Genomic DNA, 23,175 nt, shown 5'->3' with positions numbered 1-23,175 from the left:
GCGCCCGCCCCTCGCTTCTCTCCGCTCCGTCGAGTGAGAGGACCGCGTTTAAGAGCCACCCCGCTCTATACCGCGTAACCGTGAGTGTCAACCGTCGGGGCGTCGTCGCGGCCGCCCTCTCCGTGATCTATCCGGGGATCGGACACGCGTACCTCCGAGCGTGGCTCCGCGCGGTCGGCTGGATCGTGCTCTCGTTCGCCACCGCGTACGTCCTCGTGCCCGATTCTTTGATCCAGACGTACCAGGTCGCGCTCTCGAACGGCGACTTCGGCGCGCTCAGCGCCGCGGCGCTTCCGGCGGACGCGGCCGCCGCGCTGCTGGTCGTCCGACTCTGTAACGTTATCGATGCCTACTTCGTCGCCGTCCGGCAGTCGACGCCGGCGCGGACGGCGAGCGACGAGCCGACGTGTCCCGTCTGCGGGAAGGAACTCGACACCGACCTCGACTTCTGCCCGTGGTGTACGACCGAACTCGAGTGGGAGTATCCGGGCGAGGAGACGCGGGACGCGTAGCGGCCCGCGTGCGGTCGGGGCTCGCTACTTCTCGATGATCCGCTCTTCGACCTGCTCGCCGAAGTGACGCCCGCCCTCCTGCGTGAAGACCTTGACGCGGTCGCCGGCCTCGACGTCGGTGATGGCGGTGCGTCCGTCCTCGGTCTCGACTTTGATGGTCTCCGCGTTCTGGATGAGGGTGTCGATCCGATCGCCGTCGTCGGTCTCGGCGGTGAGGCGGAACATCGGGCGGCGCTCGATCTTCGCGCGCCCCACCACGGCTTCGCGGGTGTGCCCCTCGACGTCGACGACCTGCACCTCGTCGCCGCTCTCGAGTTCGGCGAGGTATTTCGTCCCGCCGTCGGGCGTCCGGATGTAAGCGTGGACCGCGCCGGCGTTCACGCGGAAGGGACGGGAGGCGACGTACGGTGACTCCGCCGTTTCGGCGTAGACGAAGAAGAGCCCGCGGCTCATCGATCCGACGAGCATCCCCTCGTCGCCGTCCATGAGCGTTCCCGTGTCGACGCAGACCCGATCGGCCGCGCCGGCCTCGGCTATCTCGACGACCTCCGCCCATTCGAGGTCGAGCGTCTCGCGCTCGGCCCGATCGCGGACGCCGACGGTGCGGCGGATCTCGTCGGGGTCGTCGCTGTCGAGGAGGACGGCGTCGGCGCCGATGTCGAGCGTCTCGAAGGCGGTGTCGGCTTCCTCGGCGGTGGTGACGCCCGCGACGAGCGTGGTCTCGTCGCCGATGCGTGCGATGAGGTTCTCGAGGGGGATGATCGTCCAGTCCTCACCGACGACGAACGTGTAGTCGGCGTCGGCGGCGGCGGCCTCGGCGAACGACTCGTACTCCGTCCCGAGGATGCGGACGTAGGCACCGGCCACCTCGTCGTTCCGGCGCAGCGTGGTGAGGTCGGCGCTCCCGGAGAAGTCGCTCGGGAGCTCGACCGTTCCGTCGCCCTCGCCGTTCTTGCCGACGACGTAGGCGTCGGCGTCCGCGGCGTCGTCCTCGGCCTCGCCGATCACGTCGGCGTCCTCGCTCGTGAACGCGGCGACGTTCACCTGCCCGAGTTCGCGGACGCGCGCGACGTCCGCCTCGTCGACGAGCACCCAGTCGACGCCGGCTTCGAGACCGGCGGTGATCCGTCGCTTCCGGGCCTCCCAGTCGCCGACGGCGCCGTCGGCCTTCAGCCACACTTCGCGTGTCATTAGTTGCACCTCAGTACGCGACGGCTTGAACGTGGCGACTACGGCCACGCTCGGGCCGTCGCGTGGGGACGCGGCCGACGCCGTCAGGTCACGAGCCACCCGCCGTCGACGGTCACCGTCTCGCCCGTCACGTAGCCCGCGTCCTCGCTCGCGAGCCAGAGAAACGCGCCCGCGACGTCCGCGGGCGTGCCGGCGCGGCCGAGCGGGAGGGGCTTGAGGAGGTCGCTCTCGCGGTCGTACGAGCGCGCCTCCGCCGTCCACCCCTCGGTGATCTCCGTGCCGATGTGGCCGGGCGCGACCGCGTTCACGCGGACGCCGTGCTCGCCGAGTTCGAGGGCGGCCCCGCGCGTCGCCATCCCCACCGCGGCCTTCGAAACGTCGTAGGCGGACTGGCCGAACTGGCTCACCTCCGCGCTGATCGAGGAGGTGTTGACGACACAGCCCGGATCGTCGCGCTCGATCATGTCGCGGCCCGCGGCCTGCGTGCCGACGAAGACCCCCTTCACGTTCACCCCGTAGAGCGCGTCGAGGTCGTCGGGGTCGATGTCGAGGAACGGCGCCTGTCGACTGATCCCCGCGTTGTTCACCATCACGTCGACGCCGCCGAACTCGTGAGCGGCGTCGACGACGCTCTCGACCTCGTCGGGATCACAGACGTCTGTCTCGACGAAGTGCGCCTCGCCCCCGTCGTCGCGGATACGCTGTGCGGTCGGCACGACGGCGTCCACGTCGTGCGGTTCCTCGTCCACGTCGGCGACGAGTACCGTCGCGCCCGCGTCGCCGAAGCGCGTGGCGACCGCGCGCCCGATGCCGGAGCTCCCGCCGGTCACGATCACCGTCTCGCCCTCGAAGTCGTAGCTGAGTCGTCCCACGGTGACCGATCGGCGCCGCGGGGAAAAAAGGAACCGGCGGGCTTCAGTCGAAGTACGCGAGGGCGTCGTCCACGCTGGCGTCGTCGTGGACGACGGCGGAGACGGCGCGCGCCATCGCCTCGGGGTCGTCGTGCTGGAAGATCGAGCGCCCCATGGAGACGCCGCGGCCGCCGGCGTCCATCGCGCCGCGGACGGCGGCGAGCGTCGCGCGATCTCCCTCGGGGCTGCCACCGGCGATGATGACGGGCTTGGCGGTGGAGCCGACGACGTGCTCGAAGCTCTCGGTGTCGCCCGAGTAGGCGGTCTTCACGAGGTCCGCGCCGAGCTCCTCGGCGAGGCGGACGGCGTGCCCGAGCGACTCGGGGTCGTGGCCGTCGACGCCGGGACCGCGGGCGTACGCCATGGCGAGCACGGGCAGTCCCAACCGATGGGCCTCGCTCGTCACCTCGGAGAGCGCGGTGAGCTGCTCGGGCTCGTGGTCGCTCCCGACGTTGATGTGGAACGAGACGGCGTCCGCGCCGGCGCGCACGGCGTCCTCGACCGTGCCCGTCTGGCGCTTGTCGTTCTCGTCCGGGCCGATGACGGTCGAGCCGTTGAGGTGGACGATGTAGCCCGCGTCGTTCTTGTTCGGGTGGACGCGCTCGGCGATCCCCTTCTGCGTGAGGACGGCGTCCGCGCCGCCGCGCGTCACCGCGTCGATCGTGGTCTCGATGTCGCGCAGGCCCGCGACCGGCCCGAGCGTGACCCCGTGGTCCATCGGGACTGTGAGGTAGTTGCCGTCCGTGCCGATCCGGTCGAGGCGCGCCCGTGTACCCGTGTGCATCGTGTTGGTACGTGGTACCGTACGGGCTACTTTGTCGTTTCCGGTTCGGGCGCTTCGCCCCGCGTGGCGTCCTCGATCCCGGCGCTCAGCTCCGCCGCCTTCTCGCGGAGGGCGTCGGCGGCCGCCTCCACGCTCTCCGCCGCGGCAATCGCGTCGACGAAGACGCTGCCGGCGACGACGCCGTCCGCGCCGCCCTCGACGATCGCCCTCGCGTGTTCGCGCTCGCTCACGCCGAAGCCGACCGCGTAGGGGAGCTCCCCTTCGGGGAGGCGCTCCAGGCTCTCGTAGGTGTCCTCGGAGACGTCGGTGCGCGTGCCCGTCGTCCCCATGCGCGCCTGCACGTAGATGAACCCCGAGGCGCGTTCGAGGATGCGCTCGATGCGCTCCGGGGTGGTGGTCGGCGCGACGATGAAGATCAGCGCGACGTCGTGTGCCTCGCAGGCGGCTTCGAGCGCCGTGGACTCCTCCACGGGGAGGTCGGGAATGATGAGCCCCGAGACGCCCGCGTCCGCGGCGGCTTCGACGAACGCGTCGACCCCGTCCCCCTCGCCGTACTGCAGGAGGAGGTTGTAGTACGTCATGCAGACGATGGGGACGTCGACGTCGAGGTCGCGTACGAGGTCGAGGTAGCGCGCTGGCGTCATTCCGGCGTCGAGCGCGCGCCGGATGCCCTCCTGGATCGTCGGACCGTCCGCGATCGGCTCGCTGAACGGGAGGCCGAGCTCGATCACGTCCGCGCCGCCCTCGACGAGCGCTTCGACGTACGTTTCGGTGGCGTCGGCGCTCGGATCGCCCGCGACGACGTACGGCACGAGCGCGGGGCCGTCCGCGAACGCCGCGGTGACGTCGTCGGCGCTCACGCGCGGAACACCTCCATGTCCGGGGCCTCCTCGAGGTCCCGCTTCTCGGACTCCTCGATGACGGTGTCGAGGTCCTTGTCGCCGCGCCCGGAGACGTTCACGATCACGGGGCCGTCCCCCTCGTAGTGTTCGAGGTAAGCGATCGCGTGGCTCGACTCCAAGGCGGGGATGATTCCCTCCTCGCGCGAGAGCCGGTGGAACGCCGCGAGCGCCGCGTCGTCATCGACGTTCACGGGCGTCACGCGCTCCGAATCGACGAGGTGCGCGAGCTCGGGGCCCACGCCCGCGTAGTCGAGGCCGGCGGAGACCGAGTGGGACTCGACGATCTGTCCCTCCGCCGTCTGGAGGAGCTTCGTCTTCGCGCCGTGGAGCACGCCCACGGTACCGGTGCCGAGGCTCGCGGAGTTCGGCGCGTACTCCTCAGATGCCTCGACGCCGAGGCCGGACCCGCCCGCTTCGACCGCGTAGAGGGCGACGTCCTCGTCGTCGACGAACTCGTGGAACGCGCCCATCGTGTTCGAGCCGCCGCCCGCGCAGGCGACGACGGCTTCCGGGAGCCGGCCGAGCTGATCCAGCGCCTGCTCGCGGGCCTCCTCGCTGATGACGGACTGGAAGTCGCGCACCATCGTCGGGAACGGATGGGGTCCGACGACGGAGCCGATGACGTAGTGGGTGTCCTCGACCGTCGTCGCCCAGTCGCGCATCGCCTCGTTCGTCGCCTCCTTCAAGGTCCCAGAACCGACGGTCACGGGGTTGACCTCGGCGCCGTGGGTGCGCATCCGGAAGACGTTGGGACGCTGGCGGTTGATGTCCGTCCGGCCCATGTATATCTCGCAGGGCATGTCGAGGTACGCGGCGGCCATCGCCGTCGCGGTGCCGTGCTGGCCCGCGCCCGTCTCCGCGATGATCCGCTCCTTGCCCATGTACTTCGCCAGGAGGACCTGCCCGAGCGCGTTGTTCAGCTTGTGCGCGCCGCCGTGGAGGAGGTCCTCGCGCTTGAGGTAGACGTCGAGGCCGTACCGCTCGGAGAGGTTGTCCGCGCGTCCCAGCGGCGTGGGTCGCCCGCCGAAGTCGCGCAGGCGCTCGCGGAAGTCGTCCACGAAGCCGTCCTCGTTGTTCAGGACGTATCGCTCGTAGGCGTCGGTGAGTTCCTCGACCGCGGGCATCAGGACCTCGGGGACGTACTGGCCGCCGTAGCGACCGAACTTCCCCGCGCCATCGTCCGCGTTCGTGCTCGCGTCCGTGGCGGTCTCGCGTCGGCTCATGTGGACTCCACCACCTCCGCGTTCACCAACGCTTCGGTGTTCGCGGCGACGTCGCCGTCCATGATCGCGGAGCCCACGAGGAGCGCGTCCGCGCCGGCCGCGCGCATCCGCCGGACGTCCGCGGGCGAGGTGATCCCGCTCTCCGCGATCAGCGTCACGTCGTCGGGGACCGCGGGCGCCACCTCCTCGAACGTCCCGAGGTTGACGTCGAGCTCGGCGAGATCGCGGTTGTTCACGCCGACGTACTCAGCGCCCGCGTCGAGCGCGCGCGCGACCTCCTCGCGGTCGTGGACCTCTACGAGCACCTGAAAGCCACGCTCGCGCGCCGCGTCGTGGAGGCGTCCGAGGTCGTCGCCGACGAACCGCGCGATGAGGAGCACGACGTCGGCCTCGACGGCGTCCAGTTGCGCCTCGCGCACCACGAAATCCTTGCGGAGGACGGGGACGTCGACGGCCGCCCGTATCCGTTCGAGGTTCGCCGTCGAGCCGCCGAAGTGCTCGGGCTCGGTGAGCACCGAGAGGGCGCTCGCGCCGCCGGCGACCATCGCCTCGGCGAGCTCGACGGGGTCGTCGCGTCGCTCGCCCTCGGTCGTCGGGCTCGTCGGTTTCACCTCCGCGATCACGGGCACCCGTCCGTCCGCCTTGGCGTCCGCGACGGCCGCTCCGAGCGAGCGCGGGTCGACCGACACCCGGCCGCCCGCGACGTCGCGCTCGCGCGCCGCGCGCAGGATCGAGCGCACCTGTGGTGCGAAATCATCGTCCATTACTGTACACTAATGCACGCATCTGTACAAGAGCGTTTCCCTCCGATCGCCCGGACCACGAACCTTGAAGTCCGCGCTGGCCGACCGGACCCGTATGGACGCCGGCATCTACGCGTTCGCCCCGACGTACCTCGATCGCTACGTGCAACTCGGCGTCGCCGGCGACCGCATCATCGACGTCTCCTTCCCCAAGGACCCGGACGACGACGCGCGGGACGACCACCCGCTCTTCGAGCGACTGAACGCCTACTTCGAGGGCGTGGCCGACGACTTCGCCGACGTCGCCGTCGGGCTCACGATGGCGACCGACCAGCGCGCCGTCCTCGAAACGGTGCGCCAGATCGGCTACGGCGAGCAGGTCACCGTCGAGACGCTCACTCGTATGACGGCCGGTCTCGACGCCGACGAGGAGGCCGACCGCCAGCTGGCGCGCACCGCGCTCGCGGAGAACCCCGTTCCGCTCGTCGTCCCCGACCATCGCGTTCGGGACGCCCCGAGCGGCGCGCCGCCGGAGGTCGAGCAGAAACTCCGGAGCCTCGAAGGCCTGTAACCTCACGTCGACGCCCCACCACGCTGGCGCGGACCGTTGCGGAAGATAGAAAAGGACCGACGACGAACCTCCCGTATGGACGTTCCCCTAGAGCTTTCAGCGTACACGCGGGTGCTGAAACTGGCGAGCACCCCGGAGTGGGAGGAGTTCTCCCAGATCGCCCTCATCGCCGGGGCCGGTATCCTCCTCATCGGCATCATCGGCTTCGTCATCTTCCTCGTCATGGGCTTCATCCCCGGGACGGGTGTCTGACGCATGGGAGTGTTCGCCGTCAAGACGACCGCGAGTCAGGAGCAGACGGTCGCCAGCATGATCGCCAACCGCGAGGAGAACGAGATCCACGCCGTTCTCGCGCCCGACGCGCTCACCAGCTACGTGATGGTCGAGGCGGACAACGACGCCGTCATCTCGCGCGTCATGGAGGAGATCCCGCACGCGCGCAGCATGGTGCCCGGCGAGTCCTCGATCAGCGAGGTCGAGCACTTCCTCAGCCCGAAGCCCGACGTCGAGGGCATCGCGGAGGGGGACATCGTCGAACTCATCGCCGGCCCGTTCAAGGGCGAAAAAGCGCAGGTCCAGCGCATCGACGAGGGCAAAGATCAGGTCACCGTCGAACTCTACGAGGCGACCGTCCCCATCCCGGTCACGGTCCGGGGCGACCAGATCCGCGTGCTCGACAGCGAGGAACGCTGAGCAGAGCGGAGCGCTCCTCGGCGATACGAGCGCGGGACGAGTCGACCCGTGCGCGATTCGTCAGTGCTCGTGACCGGGAACGAGCGACGGACGCGTCATCTCGCGGTCGTCGGCCTTCTGCAGCGCCGTCGAGACGTCGACGAGGTCGAACTCCGCGTCGATCAACTCCGCGTAGGGGTAGCGCTCGACGGTGCGCGAGAGGAAGTCGAGGCCCTTGCCGAGATACCACGGGTCGTAGTGCATTGTCGGCGTCACCTGGATGTTCTTGCGCGTGAGGAGCGCGGGGTCGAACTCGGTCGTGTGGCCGGGCGTGATGTTCCCGATCTCGAGGTAGCGCGCGCCGTTGCGCAGGAGGTGTGGGCCCTCCGCGAAGGCCTCGGGGACGCCCGCGACCTCGACGCCGATGTCGGCGCCGCGGCCGTCCGTGAGCTCGGCGACGCGATCCGCGCGGGCCTCGACGGTGTCGTACTCGCGGAAGTCGACGACGTGGTCGACGCCGAAGTCGCGCGCGCGCTCGATGCGCTCTTCGACGCCCTCGACGAGGATCGTCTCCGCGCCGAACTCGTTCGCAACGGCGATGGCGTTCTGCCCGAGGCCACCGCCGCCCTGGATGACGACGGTCTCGCCGTAGGAGAGGTCCACTTCCTCGAGCCCGAAGAGCACCTGCGTGAGCGCGCAGTTCGCGGCCGCCGCGACGCCCTCGGGGATGTTCTCCGGGACCTTGTAGAAGTACTGTTCGGGGTGGACATAGTAGTGCGTCCCGAAGGTCCCGTGGAAGTGCGGGAACTCGTCGGGGTGTTTCACCCAGTGGGAGAGGGCGTTCTCGCAGGAGCGGAACTCCCCGCGGCCGCACGCCGCGCACTTCCCGCAGGCGACGAAGTAGGTGGGCGCGACGAGGTCGCCCTCCGCGATCGGTTCGCCGTCGTAGTCGGTCGTCACGCCCTCGCCGAGGTCGCTGACGCGACAGAGGGCCTCGTGACCGAGCACCATCCGGTCGAGGAGCGGATGGGTCCCGTTCCAGATGTGCAGCTCGGAGCCACAGACGTTCGCGCGGACGACTTCGGTGACAAGCGCGCCCGGTTCGGGGTCGGGGACCGGATACTCGCGGATCTCGACCTCGCGTTCGCCTGCGAGGTACGCGAGTCGGCCCGTGGCGTTCGTCGGCACACCGGTATCGATACGAACGAGCGGTATAGTCCTTGCCCCGCGAACGACCCGCTTTCCACTCGCTCACGGCCGTGCCGTCCGCTGACGGCGCGGTGGCGGCTCCGTTCGGTTAATCCACGTAGCCGAAGGCGTTCGCCGCGAACTCGGCGTCGACGTAATCCCGACCGTGATCGGTGAGTCGGTAGTACGCGCCCGCCGCGCCGGCGTCGAGCGTCTCGACCACGTCGCGCTCGGCGAGGGCGTCGAGGGCCGCCTCGACGTCGGTGATCGAGAGGTGTTCGTCGAGGAGCGCGTCGGCGTTCGCGGCGATTCCGGCGGGTGAGACGCCGATCGCGCCCTGCGAGAGGACGCGGAGCACGGCGTCGATGTCGTCGTCGCGCCAGTCGTCGGACATGATCGGGAGCGTCTCGCGGCGCGTAGAAAAAGCGTCCGGCCGGGCGCGCGAAAGTGTAACGCTAAAAGCCTCGCCCCGCGTACGCCGTCGCGTGACGGAGACCCGCGTCGATCCACACGTGAAAGTCCTGGACGCCGACGTCGCGGCGCGCGCGAAGGCCCGCGGCATCGACGTGCTCGTGTACGCACCGCACTTCACGCGCCTCCCCGCGATCCGCGAGCGCGCCGACGCGTTCACCGACGACGACCTCCTCGTCGTGCCGGCGCGCGAGGTGTTCACCGGCCCGTGGCAGGAGCGCAGACACGTGCTCGCGCTCGGTCTCGACGATCCCGTCCCGGACTTCATCACGCTCGACGGCGCGTTCGAGGCGTTCGACGCGCAGGACGCGACGGTGCTCGCGCCCCACCCGACGTTCGCCACGGTGAGCCTCGGGCCCGCGGACGTCGAGCGCTACGGCGACCGGATCGCCGCCGGCGAAGTGTACAACCCCAAGCAGTGGCCGTACCAGAACGAGCGCGCACGCGAACTCGTCGAGGCGCACGGCCTCCCCGCCTTCGGGTCGAGTTACGCCCACCGGCGCGCGACGGTCGGCGAGGTGTGGACGACGTTCGAGCGCGACATCCAGAGCGCGGCCGACCTCTGTGCGGCCTTCGAAGCGGGCGCGCCGCGGCGCGTCGAACACCGGACGGGCTGGCGACACACCCTCCGCTGTCGCGCGGAGTTCTGCCACCTCGCGTGGGAGAACACCTACGAGAAGGCGGATCGGATCCTGCTCTCGGGCATGGAGCCGACGCACCCGCGCCACATCGCGTACGAGGGGCGTTTCGACGACGTGCGGGTCTACTGAAACCGAGACGGCCTCTCAGACCCCCGACCCCAGGGCCTGCACGGAGACGGAGACCGCGGAGAGATCGACGGTGGGGATGACGCTCGGCGCGTAGGTCAGCAGGGCGTAGATCGCGCCGAGCTCGACGAGCGTGATGACGATCGTGATCACCGTCGCGTACTGCGAGGACGTCGTGACGCCGACGGGCGTGCCGAACTCCTCGTCCCAGAGCGGGTAGAAGAGCGCGATGCCGCGCTTCGAGCCGAGGACGTCGAGGACGAAGTGGGAGACGACGCCGATCCACACCCACTGGAGGTTCGAGAAGTAGATCGTGTAGCCGTAGAGGACGGCGACGACGAAGACGTTGTGCAGGGTCTTTCGGTGCCTGCCGAACTCGGTGTCGATGTCGGGGACCAGCGCGCCGAGGACGACGGGGACGAAGACGGCGGCCATCGTGACGAGCGTCTGGACGTTCCCCTCGGGGTGGAGGACGAAGCCGAGGCCGATCCCGAGCAGGCCGCCGTTGAGGATGTGGTCTTTCTTGTTCACTCGCGGGCCTCCACGGCGTCGAGGGCGTCGTCGAGCGCCTGCCGGGCGATCTGCTCTTTGATCTCGGTACGGTCGCCGTCGAACTCGTAGCGTTCGACGGTCGCGTAGGTGTCGTCCGCGCCCCACGCGCCGGCGTGCGCGACGCCGACGTAGACGGTGCCGACGGGCTTGGCCTCGCTCCCGCCCGTCGGGCCGGCGATCCCCGTGGTGGAGACGCCCCACGTCGTCCCCGCGGCGTCGCGGACGGCGCGCGCCATCTCGCGGGCGACGGGCTCGCTCACCGCGCCGTGGCCGTCGAGGGCCTCGCGGGAGACGCCCGTGTCGAGTTTCGCGTCGTACGTGTAGGTGACGTACGTTCGATCGAAGTAGTCCGAGGAGCCGGGAACGTCCGTGAGGAGCGACCCGACGAGGCCGCCCGTGCAGGACTCCGTCGTGGCGATCGTGTCACCGGCGGAACGGAGGGCGTCGCCGAGGCGCTCCTCGATCGGCGGGTCGTCGGCGTAGTCACGCATACCCCGGCGTAGTCGCGGGGAGGGTATTGCAGTTGCGGGCGTCCCGCGCTCGCCGCGGCACTGTCGTACTGTCCTCAGACCGTGTCCCGATCCGTGTAGGTGTAGCGCCGCGCGATGAACCCCTCCCCGTCGAACTCGTGGAAGTCGGCGAAGCCGAAGGCGACCGACTCGCCGTCCTGTACGCCCTCGAAGCGTCCGCGGACGGCCACGGTGTCGCCGTCGGCGACGACGTCGAAGACGGTGTGCTCGCCGTCTTCGAGCGGGCGGCCGGTCTCGTAGAACGCCTCCATGTCCGCGAGCCCCTCGATGGCCGGCTGTCCGGGGCGTTCGTAGACGACATCGGGACTGAAGAGGCCGAGCAACCCCTCGTAGTCCTCGTCGTCGACGAGGTCGTAGTAGCGTCGCGCCGCGTCCGGGTCCGCGTTGTCCGTCATACCCGTGATGGGGAGCGTCGGCTACCTAAGCGGTTCGGCCCCGCGGCGCGACGGTCCTATCGGCCGACGTGCGCGCTGTACTCACCTACCCACTCCCCCACCGCGCCGTCCGCCCGATCGGGGGACAGCTATATGGTTCATGCCAACAGACGGCAATACGGATCGCCATGCAACCGTGCCAGAACTGTGAGTCGGTCATCGACGAGTACGTCCTGGACAAACAACTCGAACCCCTCCGCGACCTGACGGTCGACGACTTCAACGTCTGCGCCGACTGCGCGACGGTCGTCGCGGACGCGTGTGTCGAGTGCGGCGGTGCGGTGTACGTCCCGCGGAGCGCCGAGGAGGCCCCCGATTACTGCCCGGCGTGCCGGGCGGGGCGCATCGCGCGGACCGGGCGCGATCCCGGGTGGACGCGCGACGCGGCCTCGTCCTCGTCGGGAAGCGCTTAACCGCCTCGCGGCCGCGCTCCCCCGTATGGAGTACGAGGAACCGCTTTTCTTCACGGTGATGCAGTACGCGGACGCCGCCGAGCGCGATGTCGTCGACATGGTGTCGGGGAACCCCGACTGGGGCGCGCCCGACGGGATCAGCGAGGGCCTCCACGACTACGCGGACACCGGCGGCGAACAGTTCCAGTATCCGCCGAGCGCCGGCCTCCGCGAGCTCCGCGAGCGAATCGCCGAGCGCCGCGGCGTCGCCACGGAGCGCGTGATCGTGACGAACGGCGGCGGGATGGCGAACACGCTCGGGATGGCGCGCGCCCTCGAACGCTTCGACGGCTCCGAGGTCCTGATGGCCGATCCCGTCTACCCCTACTACCCCGGTAAGGCGGAGATGCTCGGCGGCGTCCAGCGCTTCGTTCCCGTCGACGACACGGGTTGCCTCGACGCCGCCGACGTCCGCGCCGCGGCGAGCGACGAGACGGCCTGCATCGTCGTCAACACGCCGAACAACCCCACGGGGGCCGTCTACCGCGAGGAGACGATGCGCGAACTCGCCGCCGTCGCCGAGGACTACGACGCCATGCTCGTCTCTGATGAGGTGTACGACCACTTCGACTTCACGGGCGAGTTCACGTCGGCGCTCGCGCTCAACTCGGAGCACGTCGTCGTCACGAACTCCTTCTCGAAGACGTACGCCATCACGGGCTTCCGCGTCGGCTACGTGGTTCTCCCCGCGCGCGACGCCCCCGCGGCCCGGACGCGGAACATGTTGACGAACGTGGCGACGAGCCGCCCCGCGCAGGCCGCGGTCCTGGAGGCGCTGCGAACGACGGACGCCTCCTACCACGAGGCGAACCGCGAGCGCCTCCGCGAGCGGGTCGAGACCTTCACCGCCGCCCTCGATCGCGCCGGCGCGGCGTACACCACGCCCGAGGGGGCCTTCTACGTCCTCGCGCGCTTCCCCGACTACCCCGGCACGATGGCGAACGCGAAGCGCCTCATCGACGAAGCCGGCGTCGCCGGGATGCCCGGCGAGGCATTCGGAGCGGCCAGAAGCGACTGGCTCCGCTTCGCGCTCGTCTCCCCGCGCGTCGACACCGCCGCCGAACGACTGGCTGAGTACTTCTAAACGACCTAACGTACCCTTTGCCGCGCTCGTTCGCTTCGCTCACTCGCTGGCAAAAGCTACGACAAAAGCGCATCGGACCCCCTTCAGGGGTCCTCGCGCCTCGCGGCGAAGCCGCGAGTGAATCGCGGGACTACCGGGTCCTGTCGGACCACTCGTCCCGCGAACGCTGGCCCGCGTCGTTCGACTCGCCGTCGCTCGTCGTGGAACGGGCGTCCGGTCTGTTGCCTATCGAATGACTGAGTAGGAACACCCCCTGAAAGTATCTGACAGATAACCATCAGCTCAGTATATGGTCCGTGTCTCCCTCCACACCTTCGTTGCAGTGTGCTTAATCGTCCTTGCAGGCTGTGCCGCTATAAACCCTCTATCGCCATCGAACAACCAGAACTCACAGTACCACCTTCACGTTCAGCAAGCAGACGGGAACGTTTCATCCGGCGATGCGGTCCAATTCGATGAGCTGACTCCTGCCCAACAGCGGGTCTTCAAGCACGCGCTTCAGAAGGGGATCGCTGACGTGCCGAAGAATGTCAGTGTCCACCCGTGGACTCACTACCGCTACGTGAGATATGACAACCACACGTATGACGCGGTCGTGTCCACGCAGTAGGCTGATCCGCCCTCTATCGAACGTTCAATGGCTGCTCTACGTCGAACGTTCCCGGTGTGGTCTGCGGTTCAGCGTACTCGCTCTGTCGGCGCGAGTTTCATCGGTCGCCTCCAGCGACCGGGAGTTTTCCCCCTCGCGGGACCTCCGGCCCCGCTAGTCGCTTACTTACTTCGCTCGCGCGGACCAGAGAGCCTACCCCTCCGGAACTCCCTCATCCACGTATGAGCGAACTCGAAGTGGAGGCCGTCGAGGACCTCGACGCGCCGAGCGTCGCGGCGGGCACGGCGGAGTACGTCCTCTACGGCGGGAAGGGCGGCGTCGGGAAGACGACGATGGCGGCGGCGACGGGACTGGCGAGCGCGACCGACGGGACGCCGACGCTCGTCGTCTCGACCGACCCGGCGCACAGCCTCTCCGACACGTACGGGGTCGACGTGCCGAATCGACCCGGGCGGCTCCGCGAGGACGTCCCGCTCTGGGGCGTCGAGATCGACCCGGACGAGGCGATGGAGCGCGCGGGCGCGATGGGCCTCGGCGGCGAGGAGGGTGCGGGCGCGGGACCGATGGGCGGCCTCGGCGACCTGCTGGGCGGTGCGGGCGGGGAGTCGGCGAATCCCCTCGGCGGACCGATGCCGGGCGCTGACGAGGCGGCGGCGATGCAGTTGCTCGTCGAGTACCTCGACGACGATCGCTTCGAGCGCGTCGTCGTCGACACCGCGCCGACCGGTCACACGCTCCGCCTGCTCGAACTCCCCGAGTTGATGGATTCGATGATGGGCCGCATGCTGAAGTTCCGGGAGAAGATGGGCGGGATGATGGACTCGATGAAGGGGATGTTCGGCGCCGGTGACGACGCGGGCGCGGACGCGGGGACGGCCGGCGTCGAGGAGGTCTGCGAGCGCGTGACGCGTCTGCGCGCCGTCCTGACCGACCCCGCGCGGACGGACTTCCGGATCGTCACCGTCCCCGAGGGGATGAGCGTCGTCGAGGCGACGCGCTTACGCGAGCGCTTGGCCGAGTTCGACATCCCGGTCTCGACGGTCGTCGTCAACAAAGTGATGGAGCCGCTCGTGGACGTGGTGCCTGAGATCCCCCCGGAGACGTTCGTCTCGCCGAACCTCGACGAGTGTGAGTTCTGCCAACGCCGCTGGGACGTCCAGCAGGACGCGCTCGCGGAGGCCCACGACCTCTTCCGCGGTCACGACGTGAAACGCGTCCCGCTGTTGGCCGAGGAGGTCCGCGGCCCCGACGCGCTCCGGGTCGTCGCGGCGTGTCTCGCCTGACGGGCGAAACGATAATGATTATTACTAGGGGTGACGCACTCCCGTGCGTATGCTACAGGGATACGCACTCCTCGCGCTCTTGCTCCTCGCCGTCGCGTTCATCGTCGTCGCGACGGCGCGCCTCGAACTGCACGCGTTCCTGACGCTGCTCGTCGCCGCGTACGGGACGGCGCTCCTCGGCGGAATCGATCCCGCGCGGGCCGCCACGCTCGTCACCGACGGCTTCGGCGGGACGCTCGGCTACATCGGGATCGTCATCCTCGCGGGCACGATCATCGGCACCATCCTGGAGAAGTCCGGCGGCGCGATCGTCATCGCCGAGACCGTCCTCGGCCTCTTCGGTGAGGACCTGACGACGGAGGCGCTCGCGGCCACGGGCGGCCTCGTCAGCATTCCCGTCTTCTGCGATTCCGGGTTCGTCATCCTCTCCGGGCTGAACCGCGCGATCGCGGAGCGCTCGTCGCTGTCGCTCGCCACCGTCGCCGTCGCGCTCGCCGGCGGCCTCTACACGACGCACGTCTTCGTCCCGCCGACGCCCGGCCCCATCGCGGCCGCGGGCATCCTCCACGCTCCCATCGGGCTCGTGATGCTCGCTGGGATCGTCGTCAGCATCCCCGTGATCTTCGCCGCCGCGAAGTGGGCCGATCGCGTCGCCTCGAACTACGAGATCGACCCCGCACCTGAGACGACCGTCGAGGAGATCGAGGCCGAATACGGACACCTCCCCTCGCCGGCCGCGGCGTTCGCCCCGCTCGTCGTCCCCATCGTCCTCATCGCCGTCGGGAGCGTCGCCACCTACCCGAGCGCGGAGGACCCCGCGTTCGTCACCGGCCAGCTCCAGAGCGCGCTCCAGTTCGTCGGCGACCCCTCGGTCGCGCTCATCATCGGCGCGTTCGTCGGCTTCGCCACCGTCCCCACGTACACCGACGAGATGTCGAGCGAGTGGGTGAGCGAGGGGCTGACGAACGCCGCCGTCATCCTCGCCGTCACCGGGGCGGGCGGCGCCTTCGGTAGCGTCCTCGGCGCACTCCCGCTGCGCGACTTCGTCGGGAACGCCCTCGGCGGCCTCGGCCTCGGCCTGATCGCCGTCTTCGTCCTCGCCGCGGCGCTCAAGACGACGCTCGGATCCTCGACCGTCTCCATCCTCACCACCGCCGGGATCGTCGCGCCGCTCCTCCCCAACCTCGGCCTCGCCGGCACGTGGGGCAGCGTCTTCGCCGTCCTCGCCATCGGCGCGGGGAGCATGACGGTCAGCCACGCCAACGACTCCTACTTCTGGATCATCACCGAGTTCTCCGACATGGAGACCGCGACGGCCTACCAGGCGTGGACGCTCGCCACGCTCGCGCTCGGGATCGTCAGCATCGTCTGGATCGTCATCCTCAAGAACATCGTCGTCGCCGTGGCCTGACGCGGGTCACCCGACGACGAGCACCCGGAGGTCGTTCACGTTCGTCCCCGTCGCCCCCGTCGTGACGAGCGCGTCCGCGTCGTCGAGCACGGGGAGCGCGTCGTTCTCGCGGAGCGCCCGCCGCGCCGCCCGCCGGTCCGCGAGCGTCGCCGCGTCCACGACCGCACCCGCCGCGGCCGTCGCGCCATCGATGCCGTCCGTATCGACGGCGCAGAGCGCCGTCTCCCCGTCGAGTTCGAGCGCCGCCGACAGCGCGAACTCCAGGTTCGGCCCGCCCTCGCCGTCCCCCCGCACCGTCACCGTGCACTCGCCGCCGGAGACGACGACGCAAGGCGGGGAGAGCGGATCGCCCGTCGCCAGCGCCTCCTCCGCGATCGCGACGTGGGTCTTCGCGGCCTCGCGGGCCTCGCCCCGGACGCGCGTCGAGAGCACGAGCGGCTCGTAGCCCGCCTCGCGCGCCCGCCCGACCGCGGCGTCCACCGCCGTCCGGTTCGTCGCCAAGACGTGCGTCGAGACGCGTTCGAACGCCGGATCGTCCGCGCCGGGGGTCTCCGCGCGCTCACCGGCGGCACCGCGTTCGAGGTGCCCGCGGATCGCCTCGGGTACCGCTACGTCGTAGTCGTCGAGGACGGCGAGCGCGTCCGCGTACGTCGAGGGGTCCGCCACCGTGGGCCCGCTTCCGATGACCGAGAGGTCGTCGCCGACGACGTCGCTGAAGACGAGCGTGGCGACGCGCGCCGGCGCGAGACGCGCCGCGAGGCGGCCGCCCTTGAGGGCCGAGCAGTGCTTGCGGACGGCGTTCACCTCGTTGATCGTCGCCCCGCTGTCCAGCAGGGCGTCCGTCGTCGCGCGGAGGTCGGCGAGCGTGAGCCCCGCCGCCGGCGCGGGGAGGAGCGCGCTCGCGCCGCCCGTGATCACCGCGAGGACGAGCGTCCGCTCGTCGACCGCGTCGGCCGCCTCGCACAACGCCTGTGTCGACGCGACGCCGCGCTCGCTCGGCACCGGGTGATCGCCCGGTCGCACGTCGACGCGTTCGGTCTCCGCCGGATCGTCCGTGACGACGACGCCGCCCGCGAGCGCGTCTCCGAGGACGTCTTCGAGCGCCGCCGCGACCTGCGAGGCCGCGTTGCCGCCGCCGAGGACGACGACCGTCTCGTAGTCGTCGCAGTCGATCGTCGCCCCGCCGATGCGGAGGCGTCCGCCGTCCAGCGCGACTTCCTCGCGGACCACCGTCGCCGGATGCGCGGCCTCGAATCCCGCCAGCGCGCACTCGCGCGCGAGGTCCCGGCGCGCCTCGGCGTCGCTCGCGACCATCAGGCGAGATCGTAGAGCGCGTTCACGACGCGATCGCGCAGCCGATCCGGGAGGTAGCGCGCGAGGCTCATCGCCTTCGCCGCCGGGCCGACGGGGTATCGCGCCGCGGGTCGGGTCGTGCTCGCCGCCTCGAGGACCGCCGCCGCGACGTCCTCGGGCGCGCTCGTCGCGAACCCGTTCGAGACGGTATCGAAGCCCTCTAGGAACCGATAGACGCGATCGTACGCACCCGAGGAGCCGACCGGTTCGAGCTCCTCGCTGACGCGCTCGCCGAACTCGGTGTCCACCGGTCCCGGCTCGATCAGCGCGACGTCGATGCCGTGGGGTTCGACCTCGCCGCGCAGCGCGTCGCTGAGCGCTTCGAGCGCGAACTTCGAGGCGGCGTAGACGCCCTGTCCGGGCGTCGAGACGCGCCCGACGACGCTGGAGACGTTGACGATCGTCCCCGCCTCGCGCTCGCGCATGTGCGGGAGCACCGCGCGGACGAGCCGGTGGGGCCCGTAGACGTTCACGTCGAACTGCTTGTGCACCCGGCGCGTCGGGACGTCCTCGACCGCGCCCATCTGCCCGTAGCCCGCGTTGTTCACGAGACAATCAAGGCGTCTCTCCGCCGCGACGAGCTCCTCTACGACCTCCTGGCACTGCGCGGGCTTCGTCACGTCCAGCTCGGCGGTGCGCGCACCCGCCTCGCGGAGCGCCGCCAGATCGCTCTCGTCGCGCGCCGTCGCCCACACCGTCCACTCCGCCGCGAGGAACGCCTCCGCCGTCGCCCGTCCGATCCCGGACGAACAGCCCGTGATGAGTACGGTCTCGTCTGTCATACGCGTCCGGTCGCGCGCCGGGCAGTTAAGCGTGGGCGAAGCGGTCCCGTCCGCGGCTCCGCACGCCCCGCTCCGGTCGATGCGTTCATGGCGACTCGCTAGTCCTTCGTCGCCACGCTACTCGCGTGTCGCTCTCGGTGCTCCCGCTCGCTTCCTCGTGGCGACTCGCTAGTCCCTCGTCGCCACGCTACTCTCCCGTCACGTCACCGACGGCCGCGTCCGCGAGGCGGGTCGGCTCGGGGAGCTTGTACCCCGCGCAGGTCGCGGCGACGAGATCCGTCGCCGTCCCCGTCGCCACCCGGTGGCCCGGGCTGACGACGAGCGGATTGACGTGGCGGCGCTCGGGGTGATCGTACTGACGCGACTGGTAGAAGTGGCCGATCGTCGTCCCCGCCGGACACGTCTCGACTTCCTCGTTCGCCTCGATACCGACGCGCTCGCCCGCGTCGAGGTAGCGGCCCTCGACGTCCGCGACCGGCGTCCCGCAGAGGAGGTTCTTGGCGACGCCGACGGTCGGGGCGTCGAAGAGCACACCGACGTGCGTGGCGATACCGGCCTCGCGGTAGTGGATCCGCCCGCTCCCGTCGAGGACGAGCAGATCCGGCCCGACCGAGAGCGATTCGAGCGCGTCGACGATCGCGCTGCCCTCGCGGAAGGCGAGCAGCCCGGGAACGTACGGGATTTCGAGGGGCGCGCGCCCGACCGCCCGCTCGATGACCCGCCCGCCGCGGAGCGCCACCGCGACCGAGACGGCCTCGTCCTCCCGGAAGGCCTGATCGACGCCGGCGACGACCGGCCCGTCGCCGTCGAGCGTCGCCTGCGCAGGCTCCACCGACTCTCCCGCCTCGATCCGGTCGTCGACCCGGATCGCGTCCGGAGCGAGGCCGTGGTCGTCCGCGAACGTCGCGTCCGCGGCGATATCGCGCTGCATCGCCTCCATCGCCGCGGCGTCGAGCGCGGGGTCCGGGAGGTACGCCGGACGGACGACCTCCATTCAGATGCGCCCCCGACCGGGTCCACCCGGGCCGCCCGGCCCGCCGCCGAGCGTGAGTTCGTCCGGCGCACGCCCGCCCTGCGACTTGAGGTACGCGCCGTAGACGAGGCCGACCGCGAGGCCGGCGAGGTGCGCGACCTGCGCGACGCCGCCGCTCCCGATGCCGCCGACCGAGGTGACGAACAGGGAGTAGGCGGCGAACCCGAGCGTGAACAGCCAGAGCGGGACGGGGAGGATGAAGTAGATGTACACCCGCAGGCTCGGGTTCAAGACGGTGAGGACGCCCATCACGGCCATGATCGCGCCGCTCGCGCCGAGGACCGCCGCGTACTGTCCGAGGAACGCCGCGGTGCCGACCTGCGCGAGGCCGGCGAGCGCGCCCGCGCCGAGGAACAGCGCGGCGAAGCGCCCTGATCCCACCCGTCGCTCGACCGTCGGCCCGAAGAAGTAGAGGGCGATCCCGTTGACGAGAAGGTGGGCGAACCCGCCGTGCGCGAAGATCGAGGTGAACCACGGGTAGACCCAGAGGAGGTTCGTCGTGTTCAGCGTGAAGAGGTTCTGCGCGGAGACCGATGAGATCCCGAGCGTCGAGACGACCCCCTGGAGCCCGACCGTGAGCACCATCAGCCCGAGGAAGACGTACGCGACGTTCCCTCGGAGGTAGCCGAGCGGCCCGCCCGTCGCACCGACCGACTGGACGGCGCGCTCGACGCGCGATTTCTCCTCTCGGCCGGTCTCCTCCGGCCCGAAGACGCCCGCCGGGTCGTCCCACTCGTCGAGGCCCGGACAGTCGTGGTTCTCCGGGAGGCGGTGCTCCTCGCAGTACGTGCCGCCGCAGAACCGACACCGATAGGGCATCCCCACCTGTCTTCCGCAGCGGTCACACGTCGCCATTACCGACGTGTCGGGACGGCTCCCGGTTAGTGACTTCGGTCCCGCGATCGGTCTTCGCTCACGGGTCGCGTCGCTCCCCGTTCGCGTTTTCGTGGGCCCTCACGTTCGTTTGGCCCCACGCTCTCCCCCCAGCCTACAAGGCCACACCCGACGTCCACGGACGCATGAAGGAGTACGAGCGCAAGGGGCTCTTGGAGCGTATCGGACGCGAGTCCGCGACCGTCGGCGCGACGATCCCCGACGAGATCGCCCTCAGTGGCGAGTCGTTCCCCCTCCGCGAGTTCGTCTTCGAGACGAGCGGGCTCGATCGGATCCCCCCCGAGCGCCGCGAGGAAGTCGAGGACGCGAAACGCACGCTCCGACGCGCGCGCCGCGAGCGCGTTGAGCGCTTGGAGGAGGCCGAAATCGACTACGCGGAGGGCGAGACGCTCGCCGACGAGGTCATCGGCATCGATCGCGCGCTCAACGCGCTCGAATCGCTCGACACCGCGGACATCGAACGCGAGATCGAGGCGAAGGAGGCCGCCGACACGAAACGCTGGCACACCTTCCTGAAGAAGGCGCTCGGACGCGACGACGACGGCTCGCGGGGCCGCGGCCGCGGTCGCGGGAACGGCGTCGGCGGTGCCGGACACGGCGGGGGGCGACGGTGAGCCGGAACGCCGAGGTCGCCGCCGTCCTCGATGAGTACGCCGACCTGCTGGAGGCGATGGGCGACGACTACCGCCCGAGCGTCTACCGGCGCGCCGCCGACAACGTCCGCGATCACCCCGAGGCCATCGAGGACCTGGTCGACGAGGGGGCCGACGCGGTCGAACGGATCGACGGCGTCGGTGAGGGGATCGCGGATCACGTCGTCGACTACGTCGAGACGGGCTCCTTCGCGGAACTCGAGGACGCGCGTGACGAACTCCCGGTCGAGATGGACGCCCTGACGCGCGTCGAGGGGGTCGGGCCGAAGACCGTCAAGAAGCTCTACGACGCGCTCGGCGTGACGACCCTCGACGACCTCGAAGACGCGGCAGAGAGCGGCGAGATCAGCGGGGTCTCGGGGTTCGGCGCGAAGACGGAGGCGAACATCCGCGAGGGCATCCCGTTCGCCCGTCAGGCCGGCGAGCGCGCCCTCCTCGGCGAGACGCGCCCGCTCGCCGACGACGTGGTCGACCATCTCGAAACGCACGACGCCGTGGAGCGCGCGGCGATCGCGGGCTCGATCCGCCGGTGGCGCGAGACGAACGGCGACGTGGACGTCCTCGCGGCGAGCGACGCGGGTCAGCGCGTCGGCGATCACCTCGCCGACTGGGAGCGCGTCGGCGACGTCATCGAGACGGGCGAGACGAAGACCTCGGTGCGCGTCGACGGCCTGCGCGTCGACCTCCGCGTCGTCGTCGACGCCGAGTTCGGCGCGGCGCTCCAGTACTTCACGGGCTCGAAGGCCCACAACGTCACGCTGCGCAACCACGCCATCGCACAGGGCAAGAAGGTCAACGAGTACGGCGCCTTCGATATTGCTGACGTCGACGACCCCGACGCGGGCCAGCGCGTCGGCGACCTGCTCGCCGCCGAGACCGAGGCGGGCGTGTACGACGCGCTCGGCCTGCCGTGGATCCCGCCGGAGCTCCGTGAGGATCGCGGGGAGATCGACGCCGCGCGCGAGGGGGCGCTTCCGGACCTCGTCGCCGAGGACGACCTCCGGGGCGACCTCCACGTCCACACCGACTGGTCCGACGGCGGGCACTCGCTCCGCGAGATGATCGAGGCCGCGGCCGAGTTCGGCCACGATTACGTCTGCATCACCGACCACGCCGAGGGTCCGGGCGTCTTCGGGGACTCCGGACTGAGCGACGCCGACCTCCGCGAGCAGATGGACGCCGTCGACGACGTCCGAGACGACGTCGCCGTCGAGGTGCTCCACGGCGTCGAGGCGAACGTCGACGCCGACGGCGACGTGGGCTCGGTGAGCGACGACGTCCTCGCCGATCTCGACCTCGTGATCGCCTCCCCCCACTCGGGGTTGGGAGACGACGGCGGCGATCGCACCGCCCGCCTCGTCGCGGCCGTCGAGCACCCGCGCGTCGACGTCCTCGGACACCCCTCGGGTCGCCTGCTCACCGAGCGGCCGGCGATGGCGTTCGACGCCGCCGCGCTCGCCGCCGCGGCCGCCGACGCCGGGACGGCGCTCGAGGTGAACGCCAACTACCACCGCCTCGATCTGTGGGGGACCGCGGTCCGGGCGGCCGTCGACGCCGGCGCGACCATCGCCGTCGATACCGACGCGCACTCGCCCGCGGAGTACGCCCAACGACCCTACGGCGTCCACACCGCCCGGCGCGGGTGGGCCGAAGCCGGCGACGTGCTGAACGCGCGCGACGCCGACGGGCTCCGCGCGTTCCTCGACTGATGGCGGGCAACGGCGACGGCGACGGACCGCTGCTGCTCGACGTCATGCTCGGAACGCTCGCGCGCGTCCTCCGCATGTGCGGCTACGACGCCGCGTACGCCCTCGATCGCGGCGTCGAGGACGACGATCGGCTGCGCGAGATCGCGGCCCGCGAGGGACGCACGCTCCTCACGCGCGACGAGGAGCTGGCGCGGCGCACGCCGGAGAGCGTCCTCTTACGGACGCGCCACGTCGACGACCAGCTCGCGGAGCTCGACGAGCGCGGGTTCGCCCTCTCGCTCCCCAACGAACCCGAGCGGTGTGCGTCCTGCAACGGCCGGCTGGCGGACGCCGATCCGCCCCATCCCGAACACGTCCCCGACGACGCGGAGCGCGTGTGGCGCTGCGTCGACTGCGGACAACGCTACTGGACGGGGAGCCACTGGGACGACGTCCGAGCGCGGTTGGCGTCGCTCTGACG

Annotated in this window: 28 protein-coding genes; 13 read left to right on the top strand and 15 right to left on the bottom strand. The window is 70.5% G+C overall.

What is annotated here, in order from left to right:
• Nucleotides 1–80: 80 nt before the first annotated feature.
• Nucleotides 81–512 (top strand): DUF7575 domain-containing protein, encoded by a 432-nt coding sequence (locus J2754_RS09025; RefSeq protein WP_188877855.1) that lies wholly within the window; start codon nt 81–83, stop codon nt 510–512.
• Between the two features lie 24 nt (nt 513–536).
• Here J2754_RS09025 and J2754_RS09020 read toward each other — a convergent pair whose 3' ends face one another.
• The 6 genes from J2754_RS09020 to trpC all read right to left on the bottom strand — a co-directional run bounded on the left by J2754_RS09020 (nt 537) and on the right by trpC (nt 6,287).
• Entirely contained in the window at nt 537–1,703 is a 1,167-nt protein-coding gene (locus tag J2754_RS09020) for a 3-dehydroquinate synthase II (RefSeq protein WP_211087227.1), read from the bottom strand.
• A gap of 83 nt (nt 1,704–1,786) precedes the next feature.
• Nucleotides 1,787–2,575 (bottom strand): SDR family NAD(P)-dependent oxidoreductase, encoded by a 789-nt coding sequence (locus J2754_RS09015; protein WP_188877858.1) that lies wholly within the window; start codon nt 2,573–2,575, stop codon nt 1,787–1,789.
• Nucleotides 2,576–2,618: 43 nt separating this feature from the next.
• Entirely contained in the window at nt 2,619–3,398 is a 780-nt protein-coding gene (locus tag J2754_RS09010) for a 2-amino-3,7-dideoxy-D-threo-hept-6-ulosonate synthase (RefSeq protein WP_188877859.1), read from the bottom strand.
• Between the two features lie 26 nt (nt 3,399–3,424).
• Nucleotides 3,425–4,258 (bottom strand): tryptophan synthase subunit alpha, encoded by an 834-nt coding sequence (trpA, locus tag J2754_RS09005; protein WP_211087226.1) that lies wholly within the window; start codon nt 4,256–4,258, stop codon nt 3,425–3,427.
• Nucleotides 4,255–5,523 (bottom strand): tryptophan synthase subunit beta, encoded by a 1,269-nt coding sequence (trpB, locus tag J2754_RS09000; RefSeq protein WP_188877861.1) that lies wholly within the window; start codon nt 5,521–5,523, stop codon nt 4,255–4,257. Before trpB ends, trpA begins: the two co-directional genes overlap by 4 nt.
• Nucleotides 5,520–6,287: an indole-3-glycerol phosphate synthase gene (gene trpC / locus J2754_RS08995; protein ID WP_211087225.1), complete on the bottom strand. Its 768-nt coding sequence runs from the start codon at nt 6,285–6,287 to the stop codon at nt 5,520–5,522. Before trpC ends, trpB begins: the two co-directional genes overlap by 4 nt.
• 94 nt (nt 6,288–6,381) lie before the next feature.
• On the opposite strand from trpC, the gene J2754_RS08990 reads away from it, so the two are divergent.
• The 3 genes from J2754_RS08990 (at nt 6,382) to J2754_RS08980 (ending at nt 7,530) form a co-directional block, all read left to right on the top strand.
• The gene (locus J2754_RS08990; RefSeq protein ID WP_188877863.1) at nt 6,382–6,837 is read left to right on the top strand and encodes an MGMT family protein; all 456 of its coding nucleotides are present in this window, start codon (nt 6,382–6,384) and stop codon (nt 6,835–6,837) included.
• Nucleotides 6,838–6,912: 75 nt separating this feature from the next.
• Nucleotides 6,913–7,089 (top strand): protein translocase SEC61 complex subunit gamma, encoded by a 177-nt coding sequence (locus tag J2754_RS08985; RefSeq protein ID WP_188877864.1) that lies wholly within the window; start codon nt 6,913–6,915, stop codon nt 7,087–7,089.
• A 3-nt stretch (nt 7,090–7,092) separates the two neighbouring features.
• A complete protein-coding gene (locus J2754_RS08980) occupies nt 7,093–7,530 on the top strand; it encodes a transcription elongation factor Spt5 (RefSeq protein ID WP_188872009.1) in 438 nt (145 codons plus the stop codon).
• 60 nt (nt 7,531–7,590) lie between these two features.
• On the opposite strand, the gene J2754_RS08975 is transcribed toward J2754_RS08980, so the two are convergent.
• Both J2754_RS08975 and J2754_RS08970 read right to left on the bottom strand, forming a co-directional pair.
• Nucleotides 7,591–8,697 carry a zinc-binding dehydrogenase gene (locus J2754_RS08975; protein WP_342590115.1) on the bottom strand — a complete coding sequence of 369 codons (1,107 nt, stop codon included), beginning with the start codon at nt 8,695–8,697 and terminating at the stop codon, nt 7,591–7,593.
• A 109-nt stretch (nt 8,698–8,806) separates the two neighbouring features.
• Nucleotides 8,807–9,091, bottom strand: coding sequence for a hypothetical protein (locus J2754_RS08970; RefSeq protein ID WP_211087224.1), 285 nt, complete (start codon nt 9,089–9,091; stop codon nt 8,807–8,809).
• Between the two features lie 91 nt (nt 9,092–9,182).
• Here J2754_RS08970 and J2754_RS08965 point away from each other — a divergent pair, with 91 nt between their 5' ends.
• The gene (locus tag J2754_RS08965) at nt 9,183–9,938 is read left to right on the top strand and encodes a PHP-associated domain-containing protein (RefSeq protein ID WP_342590114.1); all 756 of its coding nucleotides are present in this window, start codon (nt 9,183–9,185) and stop codon (nt 9,936–9,938) included.
• 15 nt (nt 9,939–9,953) lie between these two features.
• On the opposite strand, the gene J2754_RS08960 is transcribed toward J2754_RS08965, so the two are convergent.
• From J2754_RS08960 to J2754_RS08950, 3 genes are all read right to left on the bottom strand, one after another.
• Nucleotides 9,954–10,466 (bottom strand): metal-dependent hydrolase, encoded by a 513-nt coding sequence (locus J2754_RS08960; RefSeq protein WP_188877868.1) that lies wholly within the window; start codon nt 10,464–10,466, stop codon nt 9,954–9,956.
• Nucleotides 10,463–10,978: a CinA family protein gene (locus J2754_RS08955; protein ID WP_211087222.1), complete on the bottom strand. Its 516-nt coding sequence runs from the start codon at nt 10,976–10,978 to the stop codon at nt 10,463–10,465. Before J2754_RS08955 ends, J2754_RS08960 begins: the two co-directional genes overlap by 4 nt.
• A gap of 74 nt (nt 10,979–11,052) precedes the next feature.
• Nucleotides 11,053–11,412 (bottom strand): nuclear transport factor 2 family protein, encoded by a 360-nt coding sequence (locus J2754_RS08950; RefSeq protein WP_188877870.1) that lies wholly within the window; start codon nt 11,410–11,412, stop codon nt 11,053–11,055.
• Nucleotides 11,413–11,579: 167 nt separating this feature from the next.
• Here J2754_RS08950 and J2754_RS08945 point away from each other — a divergent pair, with 167 nt between their 5' ends.
• The 5 genes from J2754_RS08945 to J2754_RS08930 all read left to right on the top strand — a co-directional run bounded on the left by J2754_RS08945 (nt 11,580) and on the right by J2754_RS08930 (nt 16,291).
• Nucleotides 11,580–11,864, top strand: coding sequence for a DUF7571 family protein (locus J2754_RS08945; RefSeq protein WP_188877871.1), 285 nt, complete (start codon nt 11,580–11,582; stop codon nt 11,862–11,864).
• 25 nt (nt 11,865–11,889) lie between these two features.
• Nucleotides 11,890–12,987 (top strand): pyridoxal phosphate-dependent aminotransferase, encoded by a 1,098-nt coding sequence (locus J2754_RS08940; RefSeq protein ID WP_188877872.1) that lies wholly within the window; start codon nt 11,890–11,892, stop codon nt 12,985–12,987.
• Nucleotides 12,988–13,276: 289 nt separating this feature from the next.
• Nucleotides 13,277–13,597, top strand: coding sequence for a DUF7979 domain-containing protein (locus J2754_RS16835; RefSeq protein ID WP_483420142.1), 321 nt, complete (start codon nt 13,277–13,279; stop codon nt 13,595–13,597).
• A gap of 221 nt (nt 13,598–13,818) precedes the next feature.
• Nucleotides 13,819–14,880: an ArsA family ATPase gene (locus J2754_RS08935; protein WP_211087221.1), complete on the top strand. Its 1,062-nt coding sequence runs from the start codon at nt 13,819–13,821 to the stop codon at nt 14,878–14,880.
• Between the two features lie 49 nt (nt 14,881–14,929).
• On the top strand, nt 14,930–16,291 hold the full coding sequence (locus J2754_RS08930) for a GntP family permease (RefSeq protein WP_188877875.1): 1,362 nt from the start codon (nt 14,930–14,932) through the stop codon (nt 16,289–16,291).
• A gap of 6 nt (nt 16,292–16,297) precedes the next feature.
• Here J2754_RS08930 and J2754_RS08925 read toward each other — a convergent pair whose 3' ends face one another.
• The 4 genes from J2754_RS08925 to J2754_RS08910 all read right to left on the bottom strand — a co-directional run bounded on the left by J2754_RS08925 (nt 16,298) and on the right by J2754_RS08910 (nt 20,314).
• Nucleotides 16,298–17,605: a glycerate kinase type-2 family protein gene (locus J2754_RS08925; protein ID WP_188877877.1), complete on the bottom strand. Its 1,308-nt coding sequence runs from the start codon at nt 17,603–17,605 to the stop codon at nt 16,298–16,300.
• On the bottom strand, nt 17,605–18,426 hold the full coding sequence (locus tag J2754_RS08920) for an SDR family oxidoreductase (RefSeq protein ID WP_211087220.1): 822 nt from the start codon (nt 18,424–18,426) through the stop codon (nt 17,605–17,607). Before J2754_RS08920 ends, J2754_RS08925 begins: the two co-directional genes overlap by 1 nt.
• 187 nt (nt 18,427–18,613) lie before the next feature.
• Nucleotides 18,614–19,420, bottom strand: a complete 807-nt coding sequence (locus J2754_RS08915; RefSeq protein WP_188877880.1) for an endonuclease V — start codon at nt 19,418–19,420, stop codon at nt 18,614–18,616.
• Nucleotides 19,421–20,314, bottom strand: a complete 894-nt coding sequence (locus tag J2754_RS08910; protein ID WP_188877881.1) for a rhomboid family intramembrane serine protease — start codon at nt 20,312–20,314, stop codon at nt 19,421–19,423.
• 164 nt (nt 20,315–20,478) lie between these two features.
• On the opposite strand from J2754_RS08910, the gene J2754_RS08905 reads away from it, so the two are divergent.
• From J2754_RS08905 to J2754_RS08895, 3 genes are read left to right on the top strand one after another with little or no spacing between them, the layout of a single operon-like run.
• Nucleotides 20,479–20,967: a DUF5788 family protein gene (locus J2754_RS08905; protein ID WP_188877882.1), complete on the top strand. Its 489-nt coding sequence runs from the start codon at nt 20,479–20,481 to the stop codon at nt 20,965–20,967.
• Nucleotides 20,964–22,715 carry a DNA polymerase/3'-5' exonuclease PolX gene (locus tag J2754_RS08900; RefSeq protein WP_188877883.1) on the top strand — a complete coding sequence of 584 codons (1,752 nt, stop codon included), beginning with the start codon at nt 20,964–20,966 and terminating at the stop codon, nt 22,713–22,715. Before J2754_RS08905 ends, J2754_RS08900 begins: the two co-directional genes overlap by 4 nt.
• Entirely contained in the window at nt 22,715–23,173 is a 459-nt protein-coding gene (locus J2754_RS08895; RefSeq protein WP_188877885.1) for a Mut7-C RNAse domain-containing protein, read from the top strand. Before J2754_RS08900 ends, J2754_RS08895 begins: the two co-directional genes overlap by 1 nt.
• The last annotated feature ends 2 nt before the right edge of the window (nt 23,174–23,175 follow it).

Source organism: Halarchaeum nitratireducens (genome assembly GCF_017874695.1).
Lineage (GTDB): Archaea > Halobacteriota > Halobacteria > Halobacteriales > Halobacteriaceae > Halarchaeum > Halarchaeum nitratireducens.
Note: the sequence above shows the minus strand (reverse complement) of the source record. Positions and strands in the feature narration are given on the sequence as shown.